19 protein-coding genes are annotated in these 14741 nt (G+C 54.3%); 9 read left to right on the plus strand and 10 right to left on the minus strand.

The window, feature by feature from the left end:
- Position 1: 1 nt before the first annotated feature.
- The 8 genes from FC18_RS10060 to FC18_RS10095 all read right to left on the minus strand — a co-directional run bounded on the left by FC18_RS10060 (position 2) and on the right by FC18_RS10095 (position 5234).
- Positions 2–517 carry a TetR/AcrR family transcriptional regulator gene (locus FC18_RS10060; RefSeq protein WP_054677026.1) on the minus strand — a complete coding sequence of 172 codons (516 nt, stop codon included), beginning with the start codon at positions 515–517 and terminating at the stop codon, positions 2–4.
- Positions 518–634: 117 nt separating this feature from the next.
- Positions 635–1033: a YxeA family protein gene (locus FC18_RS10065; RefSeq protein WP_054677023.1), complete on the minus strand. Its 399-nt coding sequence runs from the start codon at positions 1031–1033 to the stop codon at positions 635–637.
- 148 nt (positions 1034–1181) lie between these two features.
- Entirely contained in the window at positions 1182–1601 is a 420-nt protein-coding gene (locus FC18_RS10070) for a UPF0158 family protein (RefSeq protein WP_054677020.1), read from the minus strand.
- A gap of 149 nt (positions 1602–1750) precedes the next feature.
- On the minus strand, positions 1751–2563 hold the full coding sequence (locus FC18_RS10075; protein WP_054677017.1) for a glycosyltransferase family 8 protein: 813 nt from the start codon (positions 2561–2563) through the stop codon (positions 1751–1753).
- A gap of 169 nt (positions 2564–2732) precedes the next feature.
- Positions 2733–2987: a hypothetical protein gene (locus tag FC18_RS10080; RefSeq protein ID WP_054677014.1), complete on the minus strand. Its 255-nt coding sequence runs from the start codon at positions 2985–2987 to the stop codon at positions 2733–2735.
- A 191-nt stretch (positions 2988–3178) separates the two neighbouring features.
- On the minus strand, positions 3179–3553 hold the full coding sequence (locus tag FC18_RS10085) for a nucleotide pyrophosphohydrolase (RefSeq protein ID WP_225353638.1): 375 nt from the start codon (positions 3551–3553) through the stop codon (positions 3179–3181).
- A 215-nt stretch (positions 3554–3768) separates the two neighbouring features.
- Positions 3769–4422: an MIP/aquaporin family protein gene (locus tag FC18_RS10090; RefSeq protein WP_054677146.1), complete on the minus strand. Its 654-nt coding sequence runs from the start codon at positions 4420–4422 to the stop codon at positions 3769–3771.
- Between the two features lie 242 nt (positions 4423–4664).
- On the minus strand, positions 4665–5234 hold the full coding sequence (locus tag FC18_RS10095; RefSeq protein WP_054677011.1) for a TetR/AcrR family transcriptional regulator: 570 nt from the start codon (positions 5232–5234) through the stop codon (positions 4665–4667).
- Between the two features lie 125 nt (positions 5235–5359).
- Between FC18_RS10095 and FC18_RS10100 the strand changes: the two genes are divergently transcribed.
- The 4 genes from FC18_RS10100 to FC18_RS10115 all read left to right on the plus strand — a co-directional run bounded on the left by FC18_RS10100 (position 5360) and on the right by FC18_RS10115 (position 8753).
- A complete protein-coding gene (locus tag FC18_RS10100; RefSeq protein WP_054677009.1) occupies positions 5360–6403 on the plus strand; it encodes an SDR family oxidoreductase in 1044 nt (347 codons plus the stop codon).
- Between the two features lie 126 nt (positions 6404–6529).
- A complete protein-coding gene (locus FC18_RS10105; protein ID WP_054677006.1) occupies positions 6530–6817 on the plus strand; it encodes a rhodanese-like domain-containing protein in 288 nt (95 codons plus the stop codon).
- 17 nt (positions 6818–6834) lie between these two features.
- Positions 6835–8499 (plus strand): FAD-dependent oxidoreductase, encoded by a 1665-nt coding sequence (locus tag FC18_RS10110; RefSeq protein WP_056976215.1) that lies wholly within the window; start codon positions 6835–6837, stop codon positions 8497–8499.
- Positions 8496–8753 (plus strand): metal-sensitive transcriptional regulator, encoded by a 258-nt coding sequence (locus FC18_RS10115; RefSeq protein WP_054677003.1) that lies wholly within the window; start codon positions 8496–8498, stop codon positions 8751–8753. Before FC18_RS10110 ends, FC18_RS10115 begins: the two co-directional genes overlap by 4 nt.
- Before the next feature lie 91 nt (positions 8754–8844).
- Here FC18_RS10115 and FC18_RS10120 read toward each other — a convergent pair whose 3' ends face one another.
- Positions 8845–9636, minus strand: a complete 792-nt coding sequence (locus FC18_RS10120) for an aminoglycoside adenylyltransferase domain-containing protein (RefSeq protein ID WP_056976217.1) — start codon at positions 9634–9636, stop codon at positions 8845–8847.
- Positions 9637–9840: 204 nt separating this feature from the next.
- Between FC18_RS10120 and FC18_RS10125 the strand changes: the two genes are divergently transcribed.
- Positions 9841–10692 carry an aldo/keto reductase gene (locus tag FC18_RS10125; protein ID WP_054676995.1) on the plus strand — a complete coding sequence of 284 codons (852 nt, stop codon included), beginning with the start codon at positions 9841–9843 and terminating at the stop codon, positions 10690–10692.
- Here the strand turns inward: FC18_RS10125 and FC18_RS10130 are convergent.
- A complete protein-coding gene (locus FC18_RS10130) occupies positions 10686–11567 on the minus strand; it encodes a LysR family transcriptional regulator (protein WP_054676992.1) in 882 nt (293 codons plus the stop codon). The two genes, FC18_RS10125 and FC18_RS10130, sit on opposite strands and share 7 nt — an antisense overlap.
- Before the next feature lie 105 nt (positions 11568–11672).
- Here FC18_RS10130 and FC18_RS10135 point away from each other — a divergent pair, with 105 nt between their 5' ends.
- The 4 genes from FC18_RS10135 to FC18_RS10150 all read left to right on the plus strand — a co-directional run bounded on the left by FC18_RS10135 (position 11673) and on the right by FC18_RS10150 (position 14732).
- Entirely contained in the window at positions 11673–12230 is a 558-nt protein-coding gene (locus tag FC18_RS10135) for a DapH/DapD/GlmU-related protein (protein ID WP_054676991.1), read from the plus strand.
- A gap of 15 nt (positions 12231–12245) precedes the next feature.
- A complete protein-coding gene (locus tag FC18_RS10140; protein ID WP_054676984.1) occupies positions 12246–12989 on the plus strand; it encodes an SDR family oxidoreductase in 744 nt (247 codons plus the stop codon).
- A 15-nt stretch (positions 12990–13004) separates the two neighbouring features.
- Positions 13005–13649: an NAD(P)H-binding protein gene (locus tag FC18_RS10145; RefSeq protein WP_054676981.1), complete on the plus strand. Its 645-nt coding sequence runs from the start codon at positions 13005–13007 to the stop codon at positions 13647–13649.
- Positions 13650–13718: 69 nt separating this feature from the next.
- A complete protein-coding gene (locus FC18_RS10150) occupies positions 13719–14732 on the plus strand; it encodes an alpha/beta hydrolase (protein ID WP_202813299.1) in 1014 nt (337 codons plus the stop codon).
- Positions 14733–14741 lie beyond the last annotated feature (9 nt).

The following is a 14741-nucleotide window of genomic DNA, read 5'->3' on the forward strand; positions in this document are numbered from 1 at the left end:
GCTAAGCTTCCTTCCTACTTAGAACCGCGCGCAACTGCGCAATTCTGGCGTCCATAGTTTCGGGCGCTAAAATGATGTCGCGCACGGTTTGGTGGTACAACACGGTGATGGCCCAGTGCACCGGCCCGTCGTTTTCCGCCGGCATTCTGGACGGTTGCACCCCGAACGCCGCCTCGTTGTAGCGGTAATGCATCGTAATGAGCGCGCGGTACCCGCCTGCATCAATGGCGGTGATGAAATGGCGAATCGAGTCGATATAGGCTTCCGTGTTCGTCAACGTGGGCATCTGCGGTAATCCGCTGTGGATCTCCCGCATCGCCTGGGCGAAGATATACTGATACGCGTCCTGAAGATCAACGAAATATTTGTAGAACGCACCCCGCGCAATGCCCGTCTCGCGGACAATACGCGCGACTTGCGCCTCCGCCAGCGGGTGCGTGCCAAACTCATGCAACAAGGCCTGCCGCACACGTTCCTTTTTTTCGGGCGAAATGTGCGCAAACGTTGGTAGAACCATAATGGTGCTCCTTTCCGTTCAGTGACACGGTGTCACCGAAATTTATTGGTTATTATAGCACTAAAAAGCAGCAGGTGGTGAACCAAAAATGATTCACCACCTGCCGCCTTAATCGCGTTAGTCCAGCATCGCCTTAACTTTGGTCGGCACCGCACTGGCAGCTGCCGCCGTCCAGCGCTCCACGTTCTGGCCCTTCGTCGTGATGGCCAAGTACTTGTTCGCTTTCAGCCGCCACTGCGCGTTGAATTCGAGCTTGCGTGTCTTGCCATCCGCGTTCACCGTGGTCACGACGTACGTGTATTCGTCCTCACCACCGCCGCCTTTAAAGTGTTTGAACGGCTCCACGTTCGTTGACATATAGACCGTTTCCGTTTTAACCAGCGGATTAATATTGTCGAGCGCTGCCGGAATTTCACCCGTCTGGTTGCGGGTGAACTGCGCGGAGCCAAGCCCCGCGACAGCTAATACAATCACAATGCCCGCAGCCCAAAGTAGTACGTTACGCAAGAACTTCATTTTTTCTCCTCCATGTCGTTGCAACCTGTATTTAGCTTACCTGAAGCACCCGTCATGGCGATATTGGGCTGGAGGTCGAATTATTTGTCCGCCTTAAGCCCAATGCGAAAAAAAGCCACCGCAACTATGCGGTGGTTGTGATAACTATTTAAGCGACATTGTCCACGAACGCCACATCATGCGTCTTACACCACTCGATGGCCATCCGCCGGTACGCCGCGGCGCGGAAGTCGTACCACTGCTGCGTCAGCCCCAAGTCATCCAGTGTCGTCCGAAAACGTCGGAAGGCACCTCGGCCCTGCAGACTGGTAGCCACGGTTTGTTGCTGCGGCTCGGCCAGTTGGTGTGCGAAGGCCGCCATGATTTCATAATCATCAACTTCCCGGCTGCTCGGCAGCGGGATATACCGGTCATCATCCCAGTCAATCTCATCTTCATTAGCAGCATATGAGCCATCATCGAAGTCAAAGACGACCTCAACACGTTCTTCCTGTTTGTCGTAGTAGTACGTCGTTTCATCGTCAAGCATGGACAGTGCATCCACGATTTCCTCTAGTTCAATTGCCATGGCTCAGCCCTCCAATCAATGTCGACAAGGAACTGGGAACATGTTCCGTGTCTGTTACCTAAATAGTACGCTTTCATAGATGGGGACACAATCAGCAGTGCACAGTATTTCCCGGGAAATATTGTCAAAATTGCGGATACGCAGGAATATTACCCGAGTTTTTGCAGCAAATTTTGGTAACTCAGATACAGCGCGGTAAACCGGTTGTCGTGCTTTTCCGTCCACGGCTTGGGTTTGCCGTTAAAGTGCAGAATTGCCGTGTTGGCCATCACCCAGTGGATGTCCTGCACACCGCGACTGCGCATGAAATACGTCGCGTAATTGCGGGCGTCGTAATTCCAAATCGCGTCGGGCACCTCCAGAATGTGCTCGCCATACAGGTGGTTCAGAATGTCCTGATCTGGCAGCATCAGGTAATCGCCAATCTCCGCAATCACCCGCTTGATGTCCGCCCAGCGAATCTGCTGGCGCGCCTGATCCAGGTCCATCAGCATAATCCCCGAGTTGAAGTACGCGTGGTCGGTGTTCAGACGCAGGTTGTTGAATGCCGTGGTGACATCCACAATCCCCGTATGCGTCGCCGCCGCCAGCAGGTTGCCCTGCATGTCCAGCTCCCACAGTGGCATTAGCGAGTTGATGACCAGAATGTCCGGATCCAGGTAGAGCACCCGGTGCAAGTCAGCCGGCAAAATATCACCGGCGAGCAAGCGGAAATACATCTCCTTGGGGTATCGCTTCTCCGTTGGCGCCCCCTGCCACAAGCTGCCATCCACCGCAATGGGGTGGAACTGCCAGCCGAATGTATCCGTGAGCCGCGCCACCTCTGCCAGCTGCGCCTCCGGAATACTTTCGTGCAGGAGCCACACATTGATCTCTGGTGCGGGACTGTTGTAGTGAATCGAAGTCAGTGTCACTTTAAGTGGTTCTAGATAACCGGCATCGAGTGTGAAAAGTAAGTCCATTAGGTACCTCCCGGGCGATTTGATGACTAAAGTTTAACACGCAAATCTAACTGCATGCACGCAAAAGGCGGCATCGCGGCCGCCTTTTGTATGTTGTTTAATTGGCTTCCAACCTCATTGCAGAAAGTCTGACTCGTAATATTCCTGGATTGGGATACCACTTCCCAGACTACTCAGCTTGCACCTGTGTTGCTTTTTGATTATTTTTAGTCCGGTTAGACTGATTAGCGTCTGCATCCTGAATAGCGGATTTACCAGCATTTTCTTTATTCTGACGTTTAATCTGTGCTACCACCTGAACCAGTTCTGCCTTTTCTTCCGGCGTATCGCGTTTTGGTCCGCCATTTGCAAGAAGTTCACGATTGTTTTCTGCAATTAAATCATCCAAATCAGCGAGTGAATTAAAGTTAAATCTCTTCGTCATTGCGTAATTCCCCTTTCAGATATATTCGTATCAAACGCGCAGATGTTAATTATCATGGCTTTAAAGTATCTCCTAATATATATATTTCGCGGTTTAACCCCAAAAGCCCCGCCCCAATTCAAAAAATTTGCGCGACAAAAAAAGCCAGCTGGTCGCCCCGCTAGCTTTTACGTCATTCTATTTGATTCTGTCTAAGACTTCTGGCCCCAGTGCCGGTCCGCGTTAATCTGCTGCTTGGCCGCCACCAACTTCAGCGGGTCAAGATCAAGCCGGTTACACATATCGAAGACGTAGATCAGTACGTCAGCAAGTTCCTCAGCCGTGTGTGCCCGCTCGGTGTCCGTCAGCTCTTCGTCCAGGTCTTTCCACGTGAAAATGTCTAGAACCTCGCTGGCCTCCACGTTTAGCGCCATCGCCAGATTCTTCAGCTTATGGTCCCAGCCGCGCCGGTCACGGTCAGCGGCAAGCTCCTGCAACAGTGTCCGCACAGCCGGATTGCTCTGCTCGTCCACATGGAGCATGGCACCGTGGTGCTCTGCATCTAGTTCGTGAATTTTACCACCCATTATGTATTCTCCAATCATTTTTGTGCAACCATCACTTGTTTGGTTACGCTGATTATACTATTCCGATATCTAGAAGTCACAGGGCTGGGCCGCGCTTGAAATCAGCGCGTATTTAGCAGAAAATGCAGGTAAATACCTACATGATTAACTAATTTGTGCATGTGTCAAAAAAAGCTCCGGTTACGCAAATTGCGCAATCAGAGCTTTTTTCAACGCTATTCTTCAGAGCCCAGCAGGTACTTCGCCGCGAATGCCGCAACGATGGCGCCAACTTCTGGCGCTAAGATGTAAACCCACAGGTGGCTCAGTGCGGAGCCGCCAGCGAAAATTGCGGGTCCGAATGAACGGGCGGGGTTCAAGGAACCACCGGTCAGGTTCAGCGCGAACATGATGAGCAGCGCCAGACTAACCCCGATGGCGAGGCCGGCGAACTGGCTGTTGCCGTACTTACTACTTGTCACGCTCAGAATCACCATCAGGAACAGGAATGTCACCACGGCTTCAACCGCGAAGGCACTGCCAGCTGACAACTTGGGAAAGTCGGTCTGCGCCAGGTTAGCGGTACTCATCCCCGCCGCACCAATGAACCACTTGGCAATGGCCGACGCAACGGTCGCCCCGGCAAACTGGGCGATGATGTAGCCCAGTGCGTCGCTCCCCGCAATCCGCTTGTTGATCAGCATTGCGGTCGTCACTGCGGGGTTGAAGTGCCCGCCGGAGATGCCGCCGAATGCGTACGCCGAGATGGTGATGGCGAGCCCGAAGCCCAGCGCAATCGTGAGCGCATCGCCCTTGGCCAACACCACCGCCCCGGTCCCTAAGAACACGAGCAGGAACGTGCCCATGAATTCTGCAGTTAATTTCTTCACCATATTAATAATCCTCCCTGAATTTAGTTGTGAATGATAACGAGATAATCTGCTGATAGCTTAATTATATCGAGTTCAAATAACAAATTCAAAGATATATGGCAAAGTGCGGAAATCCACAATTAAAGTTGTCTGGGGCTAGTCTTGGCATATAAACAGCCGTTGCGGACATCTAGTAATCAATCAGTTGGTCAAGTATCCCGGCCGAATATTTCCCGGGAAATATCACCAACCAATACCATTCACCTGTCAGCGTCCTGCTCAATCACGGCTAATGTCGCCCGCTGCAGCTTGCCAATTAACTCGTGCATTTCGTCCAGAGTTTCGTTTGCCCCACTGAGTAGCCACTCCCGCCAAATCGCGTAAACACCAGCACTCATGAAACGAATCCAATATCGCTGCATTCCTGCATCGTCCGCACCAGTCGGTAGCGTTAATTGGTAGTACCGCACCATGTTGTCAGCGAACAACTGCTGCACGATGTACTCATAGTTACGCTTTTCTGCAAGGTGCAACGCGTGCCCCATCTCCGCAAAAAACTGCTGCATGTCGCCTAGCTTGGCCGGTGACGGTACCTGCGTGATGACATCATCAAACAACCGCGTCATCCGGGGGGCAAAGTATGCCCGGAGCACATCCGCCAGCGTATCAAAGTTGCGGTAAAACGCCATGCGGCTAACTCCGGCGCGGGTCACCAGTTCCGTCACCTTGATTTCGGCCAGAGGCTTCTTCTCCAGCAGCTGCAACAAGGCCGTCGTTAAATAGGCGGTTGAATCCTCCCGAATCTTTTGTGCGTGCTTAGTTGCTGCCATTACAATTTGCCCCTTCCGTCACAGATGCCCGTTTTCCGCTTGTTGTCGCGTTGGTATCAGTGTACATTAATGTCACTGCCGTTACAAATGTATCGGTGCTACCAACATCAGGAGGATATTCAACTATGACCAATAAACAATTAGTCGTCGTAACCGGCGGCAGTGGCTTCATCGCCAGCCACATCATCTTGCAACTATTGCAGCAAGGCTATGCGGTGCGCACCACCGTCCGCAACTTGGACAAACGGGCACTGATTAACAAAATGCTCCACAATGGCGGTCTATCCGACCTCAGCCAACTGGAGGTCGTCGCTGCCGATCTCACTCATGAAGAGCCGTGGAATTCCGTTATGGCCGCCGCCGACTACGCCATCCACGTTGCTTCCCCAACCCCCACATTAAATTTCAAGAATGAGGACGAAATGATTCGCCCGGCGATCAACGGGGTTCTGTACGTTCTGCGCGCTGCCAGCCGTAACCACGTTAAACGGGTCGTGCTCACGTCTGCATACGGCGCCATTTTTGCCGGTCATCCTAATCAGACCACACCATTTACCGAGGAGGTCTGGTCTGACCTCAGTCAGCCCAACATTCACCCCTACCAGAAATCCAAAACCATGGCCGAACGTGCGGCGTGGGACTTCATCGCAAATGACACGACCGGTATGGAGCTCGCAGCCGTCAACCCGGTTGCGGTGATGGGACCGGTGCTCTCTGCCGACTTCTCCCACTCCAACATCCAGATTCAGGATTTGCTGAATGGCAAAACCAAGGCCGTCCCGCGCGTCGATTCGGGTTACGTTGATGTCCGCGACGTTGCTGCCCTGCACATCTTAGCCATGACCAAGCCCGCCGCTGCAGGCCAGCGTTTCCTTGCTACCACTGGTGAAACTTACTCAATGCTGGATGTTGCCAACATTCTCCGTACTGCATTTCCCGCTTACGCCGCCAACCTACCAACAAAAACCGTTCCGACCCCGCTGCTTAAGCTTGCAGCCAAGGCCAACCCCATGTTGCGGATGGTTGCACAGGTCGCCGACAAGTATGCCGAAACTAGCAACGCCAAGGCTGTTGCCATGCTGGACTGGCACCCGCGCTCGGCTAAGGAAGCCATTATTGCCACGGCTCAGTCCATGATTGATCTGGGGATTGTGCCCCAGATGCACTAACAAATATTCCCCGTTTGTGCAACCACCTAGCACGAGCGCCAGATTGACTTAATACCCCTGCAGGTATATGCTACAATATACCTGCAGGGGTATTATATTTTATCATCAAGTAAAGGAGCACACACCATGCCATCAATCGAACCTAAAACGCTAATCGCTCAGCGCAACGCCTTCACCAACATCATCGACGTTCGTGAACCAGACGAATTCGCGGCTGGTCACGTTGATAAATCAGTCAACGTGCCGCTTAGTCAGCTAACCAAGCGTGAGGGTGAAGTCCCAGCTGGCGCATTCATCATCTGCCGCACGGGGTCCCGTTCCGCGCTGGCCACCGAATTCCTGAACAGCATTGGCCGCAATGTCACCAACGTTTTGGGCGGGGTTACTTCCTGGCCAGAAGAACTGGTGCGCTAAAACGGAGGATTGAGATAATGGCGAAATACTTGATCATCGGCGGGGTCGCCGCCGGCATGTCCGCAGCCACCCGCTTGCGGCGACTGCAAGAGGATGCCGAGATTATCGTGTTCGAGCGCGGAGCCCACGTGTCGTTTGCGAACTGTGGCCTGCCCTACTACCTGGGCGGCGAAATCACCGACCGTGACGCCTTACTGGTGCAGACACCGGCTAAGCTCAAGGCGCGCTTTAACCTCGACGTCCGCGAGAATGCGGCCGTCACCGCAATTGACGCGACCGCAAAAACGGTGCGCGTAGAACCGACAACAGGTGCCGCCTACACCGAATCGTATGATAAATTAATTCTCGCACCTGGCGCCAAACCGGTTGTGCCACCGATTTCTGGGCTGGCTGATGCTCACAACGTCTTCACCCTACGCAACATTGCAGACATGGACCAAATCGACAGTTTCATTCAGGCACACAAACCACGCACTGCGGTTGTCGTGGGTGCTGGTGCCATTGGCCTGGAAATGACCGAAAGCCTGGTACGCCAAGGCTTACACGTCAGTCTCGTTGACGCGACTAGCCATGTTCTCCCCGCGCTCGACGTGGAAATGGCCCCGGCACTGCACACTGCCCTGCAAAACCACGGCGTCCAGCTTCACCTCGGCGCCGCGGTCACCGCAATTGGCGACCACGCAGTAACATTAAGTGATGGGCAACCGTTAGCCGCCGACCTCATCTTGTTAAGCGTTGGTGTGCGTCCAGAAACTACCTTAGCGCAGACCGCTGGCGTTGCGCTTGAGGAAACCACCGGGGGTATCGCCGTTAACGATCAGTACCAAACTTCAGTTGCCGATATCTATGCCGTCGGTGACGCGATTGCCGTCACCAACCAGCTCACTGGCCAACCCGCATTAATTTCGCTGGCCAGCCCCGCCAACCGGCAGGGACGCCATGTTGCCGACGTGCTCTCCGGCGTTCAGACAATCAACAAGGGCGGCATCGGCACCGCCATCGTCCGCGTTTTCGACCAAGTCGCCGCAACTACTGGGCTTAACGAACGGCAAGCACAGGCAGCTGCCCTGAACTACAGAATGGTACATCTGAACGGCAAAGACCACGCTGCCTACTACCCCGACGCGGTCGGCATGAGCCTGAAGCTCGTTTTCGACGCCACCACTGGCAAAGTGCTCGGTGCCCAGGCCGTTGGTCCCCGCGGTGTGGACAAGCGCATCGACGTTTTGGCCACCGCCATTAAAGCGCAGATGACCGTCTTTGACCTCGAAGAACTCGAGCTCAGTTATGCACCCCCATTCGGCGTGGCCAAGGATCCCGTGAACATGCTGGGGTATGCGGCGGCCAACGTCGTGCAGGGCTTGACGCACACTATTCAGTGGCACGAACTGGCTGGTGAACTAGCGGCCGGCAAAAAGCTGCTGGACGTGCGGGAACCGGATGAGTTCGCAACGGGCCACTTCAAGGGTGCCATCAACATCCCTCTGGACCAGTTGCGCAGCCGCATCAGCGAGCTGGACAAACGTGCCGACTACATCGTCAGCTGCCAGTCCGGCCTGCGCAGCTATAACGCTGAACGTCTATTGCGCGGCCATGGCTTCAACGTCCAGAATCTCGACGGCGCAATCGGCTTAGCGGCGCCCGTGATTCCTGAACTGATTACAACGGAGGTAACCGTATGACCCTGCAATATGACAAATCCATGGCCAACCGCCTGAAGCGCGCGGACGGCCAGCTCCAGGGCGTCCTGCGCATGATGGCCGACGGCGCCGAATGTCGTGACGTCGTGACCCAGCTCACCGCCGCCCGTTCCAGCCTCGACAAACTCATCGGCGTGATTGTCGCCGAGAACCTGAAGGACTGCCTCCTGACCGAGGATGAAGCGCAACGAGAAGAGAAAATCGATCAGGCAATCAAGTTGATTGTGCGCAAATAAACGAACCCCAGTCACTGCTTTAGTGGCTGGGGTTTTTGGTTAAGAAATCTGCCACAGCAGTATTTCCCAGGAAATATTTGAATGCCATTTTTTACAATTTCCTTGAAGCTGCACTGATTTGCGCGAGCATTGACTGCGCAAAACGAATCAGTTCCGCGGACGCGGGTGCCGGCGCATCGCTACCCGCATACTCTGTCAACGCCCACTCAATGAGGGCGTTATCCCTTGGTTCAAGATGTTGCAATCCCCAGCGTCCGCCACCGGCTTTGGACCGAATAACGCCGTCATACTGAAACGCCCGCATCCGACACAGGTTCAGCACCGTGTACACCGGATTGTCGCCAATCTCGCTGACAGCATCACGGACGTCGCGCCACGCGCTGTCAAAGTAATCCGTGGCACCGACGGGAAAGAACACCTCTTTGATTGGCCGACCACATGCCACAATTCCGTTTTGCCACACCACGGCCAAGTGCACAGCAAGATCGGGGTCTGTACCGTTCATCGTGGCAACATAGCCTTCTGGGTCGGTCAGATAGGCATCGTGGTGCATGGGTGAATAATGTAGCTCAAATCGGAACGGGTGCTGACCGTGTTCCAGTTCATCTTGCGTAATCACGTGGAATTCTAATCCTTTTTGCGGTGCATCTCGCATCAGTTGCGCAAAGGTTGCATGCATCAACTCGAGCTTGGTTGCTTGGCTAGGGTGACCTTCGACCACAATCAGATAATCTAAGTCACTGACGCGCCGATTATATGAACCCAATGCCAGTGATCCGTGAATATAGACACCAATCAAATTTGCCCCGAAGACTGTTTTGGCCACAGCCGCCAGATTCTGGATTAACTTTGTCGTTTTACTATCAACATCTGGCATAGTCATTCGCAATCCCCTTTCATCGTTAGCCATTAATGCTGCGGATAGTTCTCCATGAACCCATAGAACTGGCTCTTATCCGTGAAGTCCGCGCAAAATATGAACAATGCCGGTATAACCAGTACGTATACATTTTCACCCAACATAAGCATTAGACATCAATCAATTCCACCCGTAAGCTAATCACGAATAAGTTTACGGAGGTTCCACATGAAACAAATCCAACTCAATAACGGTATCACCATGCCTCGTCTAGGTTATGGCGTGTTTCAAATCGATGACCAGGCGCAATGCGAACAAGGCGTGCTCGACGCGCTGCAGACCGGTTACCGTTTAATCGATACGGCAGCTTGTTACGGCAACGAAGCGGCAGTTGGCCGGGCCATCGCCAAGTCGGGCGTGGATCGCCACGATATTTTTATCTCCAGCAAAGTCTGGATTCAAGACTCCGGCTACGAGCGCACGATGGCGTCATTCCAGAAGACGCTGGATAATCTGCAGACCGATTACCTCGACCTGTACCTGATTCACATGCCATACGGTGATTATTACGGCAGCTGGCGCGCAATGCAGGACCTGTACAAGGCGGGCAAAATCCGGGCAATTGGCGTCTGCAACTTCCTGCCCGATCGGCTGGTGGACCTGATTGAGTCCTTCGACATCGTGCCCGCCATCAACCAGATTGAGCTGCATCCTTTCAGTCAGCGCCACGAATTACGTGAACTGATGGCAAAATACCGCATCACACCAATGGCCTGGGCCCCTTTTGCCGAGGGGCAGCACAACCTGTTCAGTGATCCGACACTCACGGATATCGGTGCCCAGTACGGCAAGACGGCGGCACAGGTCACCTTGCGCTGGCTTCAGCAATCAGACATCGTGGCCATTCCGAAGTCAGTCCACCTCGCCCGTATTCGGCAGAACTTCGCTATCGATGACTTTGCTCTTACCCAGTCAGACATGGACCGGATTGCAACGCTCGATACTGGTAAGCCATTAATTCTGGACGTAGCCACGTGCAAAGAAGCATACCGCCTGCATAACATCAGCTTTGTTCAGTGATTACTGGGCAGTAGTGACCGCAACGCACGCAAGAACGCCGTCGCAGCGGGGGATAACGGCGTGTGTTTGGGCCAAATTAAACTGGATTTGGCCTCCAGCCGTGGTGCCAGCGGAATAAAACGCAGGTCGGAACTCGCCGTATTGATGATGCCATCAAGACATAGCGTCGCACCGACCCCCGCGTCCACCATAATCGACGCGTTGTAGAGCAGATTGTACGTAGCCACCACGTTCAGCTCGCGGTCGCTGGCACCCAGCCAGTTGGCCAGATAGTCAATACTGCCATGCTGCTGGGGCATCACAATCCGCTGATCAACCAAATCATCAGCGCTAATCGCGTGCTTTTGCGCCAGCGGTGAATCCTGACGCACCAGCAACCCCCACGCCGTTGTGCCGGGGAGGTTGATGAAGTCCATGTCGTCTTTGGCAATAGGCTCCATCACCACGCCGAAGTCAAAAACCCCAGCATTCAAACGTGAGTGAACTTCGTTGGCGTCGGTACTGTAAATCCCGACGTGAACTTGCGGCGCGGACACTGCCAGCCGGGCAATTGCTTGCGCGACGGTCGTCATCATCGGGGCCTCGGCGCTACCAATCATGATGCTGCCCGTCAGTTCCTGCGTCTGGTTAACGTTAGCGACCGCTTTATCCGCCAGCACCACAATCTGCCGAGCCTGCGTGGCAAAGTATTCACCGGCTTCGGTCAGATCAATGCTGCGACTGCCCCGAACGAATAACGTCACGCCGAGCTCGTCCTCTAAGTCTTTGAGCTGACGGGAAATCGTTGGCTGCGACACGTGCAGTTTCTCCGCTGCCCGCGAAATGTTTCGCTCATTGACCACCATCAGAAAATAACGTAAAACGCGTAGTTCCATCTGCGCTCCTCCTATTCATTACAAGCATAGTTTAACATCAAAACTAGGCATTAGACATATATTTATGTCGGCCCTATCATGAAATCATCACAAGGAGGACACGTCATGAATTTGGACAAACTCATTAACGCTGGACCAATCAGTTGGTCTGGTGAAACGGCCAAGGCGGTAGACGCAATCGTGTCAACTACCACCAATCACTTGGTGCAGCTGAATCAAGCACAGACCGATGACGAGCGGCGCATTCAGCTTGCAGCCATTCTGGGATATCCACTCCCTGAAGGCACGAGCCTGAACCCGCCATTTCAAACCGACTTTGGGCGCCACACTCAGCTAGGCAAGAACGTCTTCATCAACCGCGATTGCTTCTTCGTTGATCTCGGGGGTATCACCCTTGAAGATAACGTGCTCCTTGGTCCCCGGGTCACCCTGATTTCAGTCAACCACAATGAAGTTCCCGCACACCGCCGCGATCTCGTGCTCAAATCCGTGCACATCAAGCGCGGCGCTTGGCTCGGTGCCAACGTTACCGTCGTCCCCGGTGTCACGATTGGGGAGAATGCCATCGTCGCTGCGGGCGCGGTCGTCACCAAGGACGTCCCCGACAACACCATGGTCGGTGGCGTACCCACCAAGTTCATTCGCAATATTCATACTAACTAATAAGGAGATCTACTCATGATTAAAGATAAAGTTGTTGTTATTACTGGTGCCTCAAGCGGAATTGGCGCCGCAACCGCCAAGCTGCTCGCCAGCCAGGGTGCGAAAGTCGTGCTCGGTGCGCGCCGCGAAGACAAGCTCAAGGCGTTGACCGATGAAATCATCGCTGCTGGTGGTCAGGCCATTTATCGAGTCACCGATGTCGTCCGGCCCGAAGACAACGAGAACCTCGTGCAACTCGCCAAGGACACGTTCGGTGGCATCGACGTGATGTTCCTGAATGCCGGTCTCATGCCCGTTGCCCCCATGTCTGAACTGCACGTTGACGAATGGAACCGGATGATTGACGTCAACATCAAGGGCGTGCTGAACGGGATTGCTGCGGCTCTGCCAACGTTCAAGGGCCAGAAATCAGGACATTTTATTGCCACCAGTTCCGTTGCTGGGCTCAAGGCCTACCCTGGCGGCGCGGTTTACGGTGCCACCAAGTGGGCTGTCCGCGACCTGATGGAAGTACTGCGCATGGAAGCCGCTCAAGAGGGCAGCCACATCCGCACCGCCACGATTTACCCCGCTGCCATCAAAACTGAACTCCTGAACACCATCACCGACAAGGGTGCGGCCGCCGACATGCAGCACACCTATGACACCTACGAAATCAGTGCGGACCGCATCGCCAAGGTTGTTTCCTTCGCCATCGACATGCCTGCCGACACGAACGTTAACGAATTCACGGTCGGACCAACCGACCAGCCATGGTAAACGGGGAGAAATATTATGACGAAAATTTTGATTCTTGGTGCTCACGGCGCCACGGCGCAGATTGTGATTGACCGTCTGCTGGCAGAAACCGACGTGACCCTTGCTCTGTATCTTCGCAATGCGGCGCGCCTGAACCGTTATGCTGGCAATTCCCGCGTCACGCTCATTGATGGCGATGCCCAAGACGTTGCCGCTTTAACTGCCGCAATGGCTGACGTGGACATTGTCTATTCGAACCTCGGTGGTGTCGACCTCGCGCAATCAACCAAAGCGGTGCTGACCGCGATGAGCGCTGCCGACGTCACCCGGCTGATTTTCTATTCCGCTCTCGGTGCCCTGCACGAAGTCCCTGGCAAGTTCGGCCAGTGGAATGAACAGGCTATCGCCGCATTCCTGCCCGGTTTCCGCGAATCCGACCGCCTGATTAAAGCGCAGGCCGGTATCAATGCCACCCAGATTCGTCCGGCTTGGCTCACCGACGCACCGGAAGTTGATTACGAACTCACCAGCGCCACCGAGCCATTCAAAGGCACCGAGGTTTCGCGTCAGAGTGTCGCGGACTTCATCGTGCACCTCATTCAGAATCCAGCCCAGTACGCGCACACCAGCGTTGGTCTGAACAAACCCAACACTGACGGGGATAAGCCACGCTGGATGTAACTCAATCACACGTGAATTTTAGTATCTTTCTTCAATAAATACACACAAACAGTAGAATGGAGAATTGCTATGACCAAACCTTTGAACAACCCCGAATATCTCGCCGGACGCGCGAACGTTGCGAACCGCAACCCAGAACTGACGACCGGCGATACGAGCCACGGCGCCGACAACTGGTACACCAGCACGGTGGTTGTTAAACAGGCCGTATCTTTCCCGAACGTGTACGGCATGCAACTGGCCGGGAATCTGTTCACGCCCAAGAATCTCGACAAGAACATTACACACGCCGCACTAATTGTCGGGGCTCCCAATGGTGCGGTCAAGGAACAGTCAGCTAACCTGTACGCCACCAAACTTGCCGAAGCGGGCTTTGTCACCCTCGCCTTCGACCAGGTCTTCTGGGGCGCTAGCGACGGCCGACTACGGAACGCTATGGCACCAGACCTGTACTCCGAAAGTTTTTCCGCCGGCGCCGATTACCTCGGTCAATTGGCATTCGTTGACGCCGAACGTATCGGCGTGCTCGGCATCTGCGCATCCGGCAGTTTCGCCATCAACGAGGCTAAAATCGACACGCGGCTGAAGGCCATCGCCACCGTCAGTCTGACCGACATGGGTGCCGTGGCTCGCGGCATGCGTGACATGCTGGGGACACACGCGATGGTCGATCAGGCATCCACGCAGCGCAACGTTGAAGCCGCTGGTGGCGCGATTGCCTACACTTCGGGGACACCCGAAACCATCGACGCGCATTCCGATGCCTTTGCCACTGAGTTCTACGACTTCTACCGCACCCAGCGTGGCGCCGCTGACACCACGACACACCCGACCCTAACCACCTTCGCGAAGCTGCTGAACTTCTACTCGCTCAGTGACATTGAAACCATCGCGCCACGGCCACTACTCTTTATTGCCGGCGACCACGCAATGTCTCTGAACTTCAGCGAGGAAGCTTACGCCAAGGCGGCTGAACCAAAGGAATTGTACAAAGTTGCGGGTGCTGGCCACGTCGATTTGTACGACCGCACGGAGCTGATTCCGTTTGGCAAGCTAAGTAGTTTCTTTAGCGAGAATCTGTAATAACAAGCA

Source organism: Lacticaseibacillus sharpeae JCM 1186 = DSM 20505 (assembly GCF_001436225.1).
Taxonomy (GTDB): domain Bacteria; phylum Bacillota; class Bacilli; order Lactobacillales; family Lactobacillaceae; genus Lacticaseibacillus; species Lacticaseibacillus sharpeae.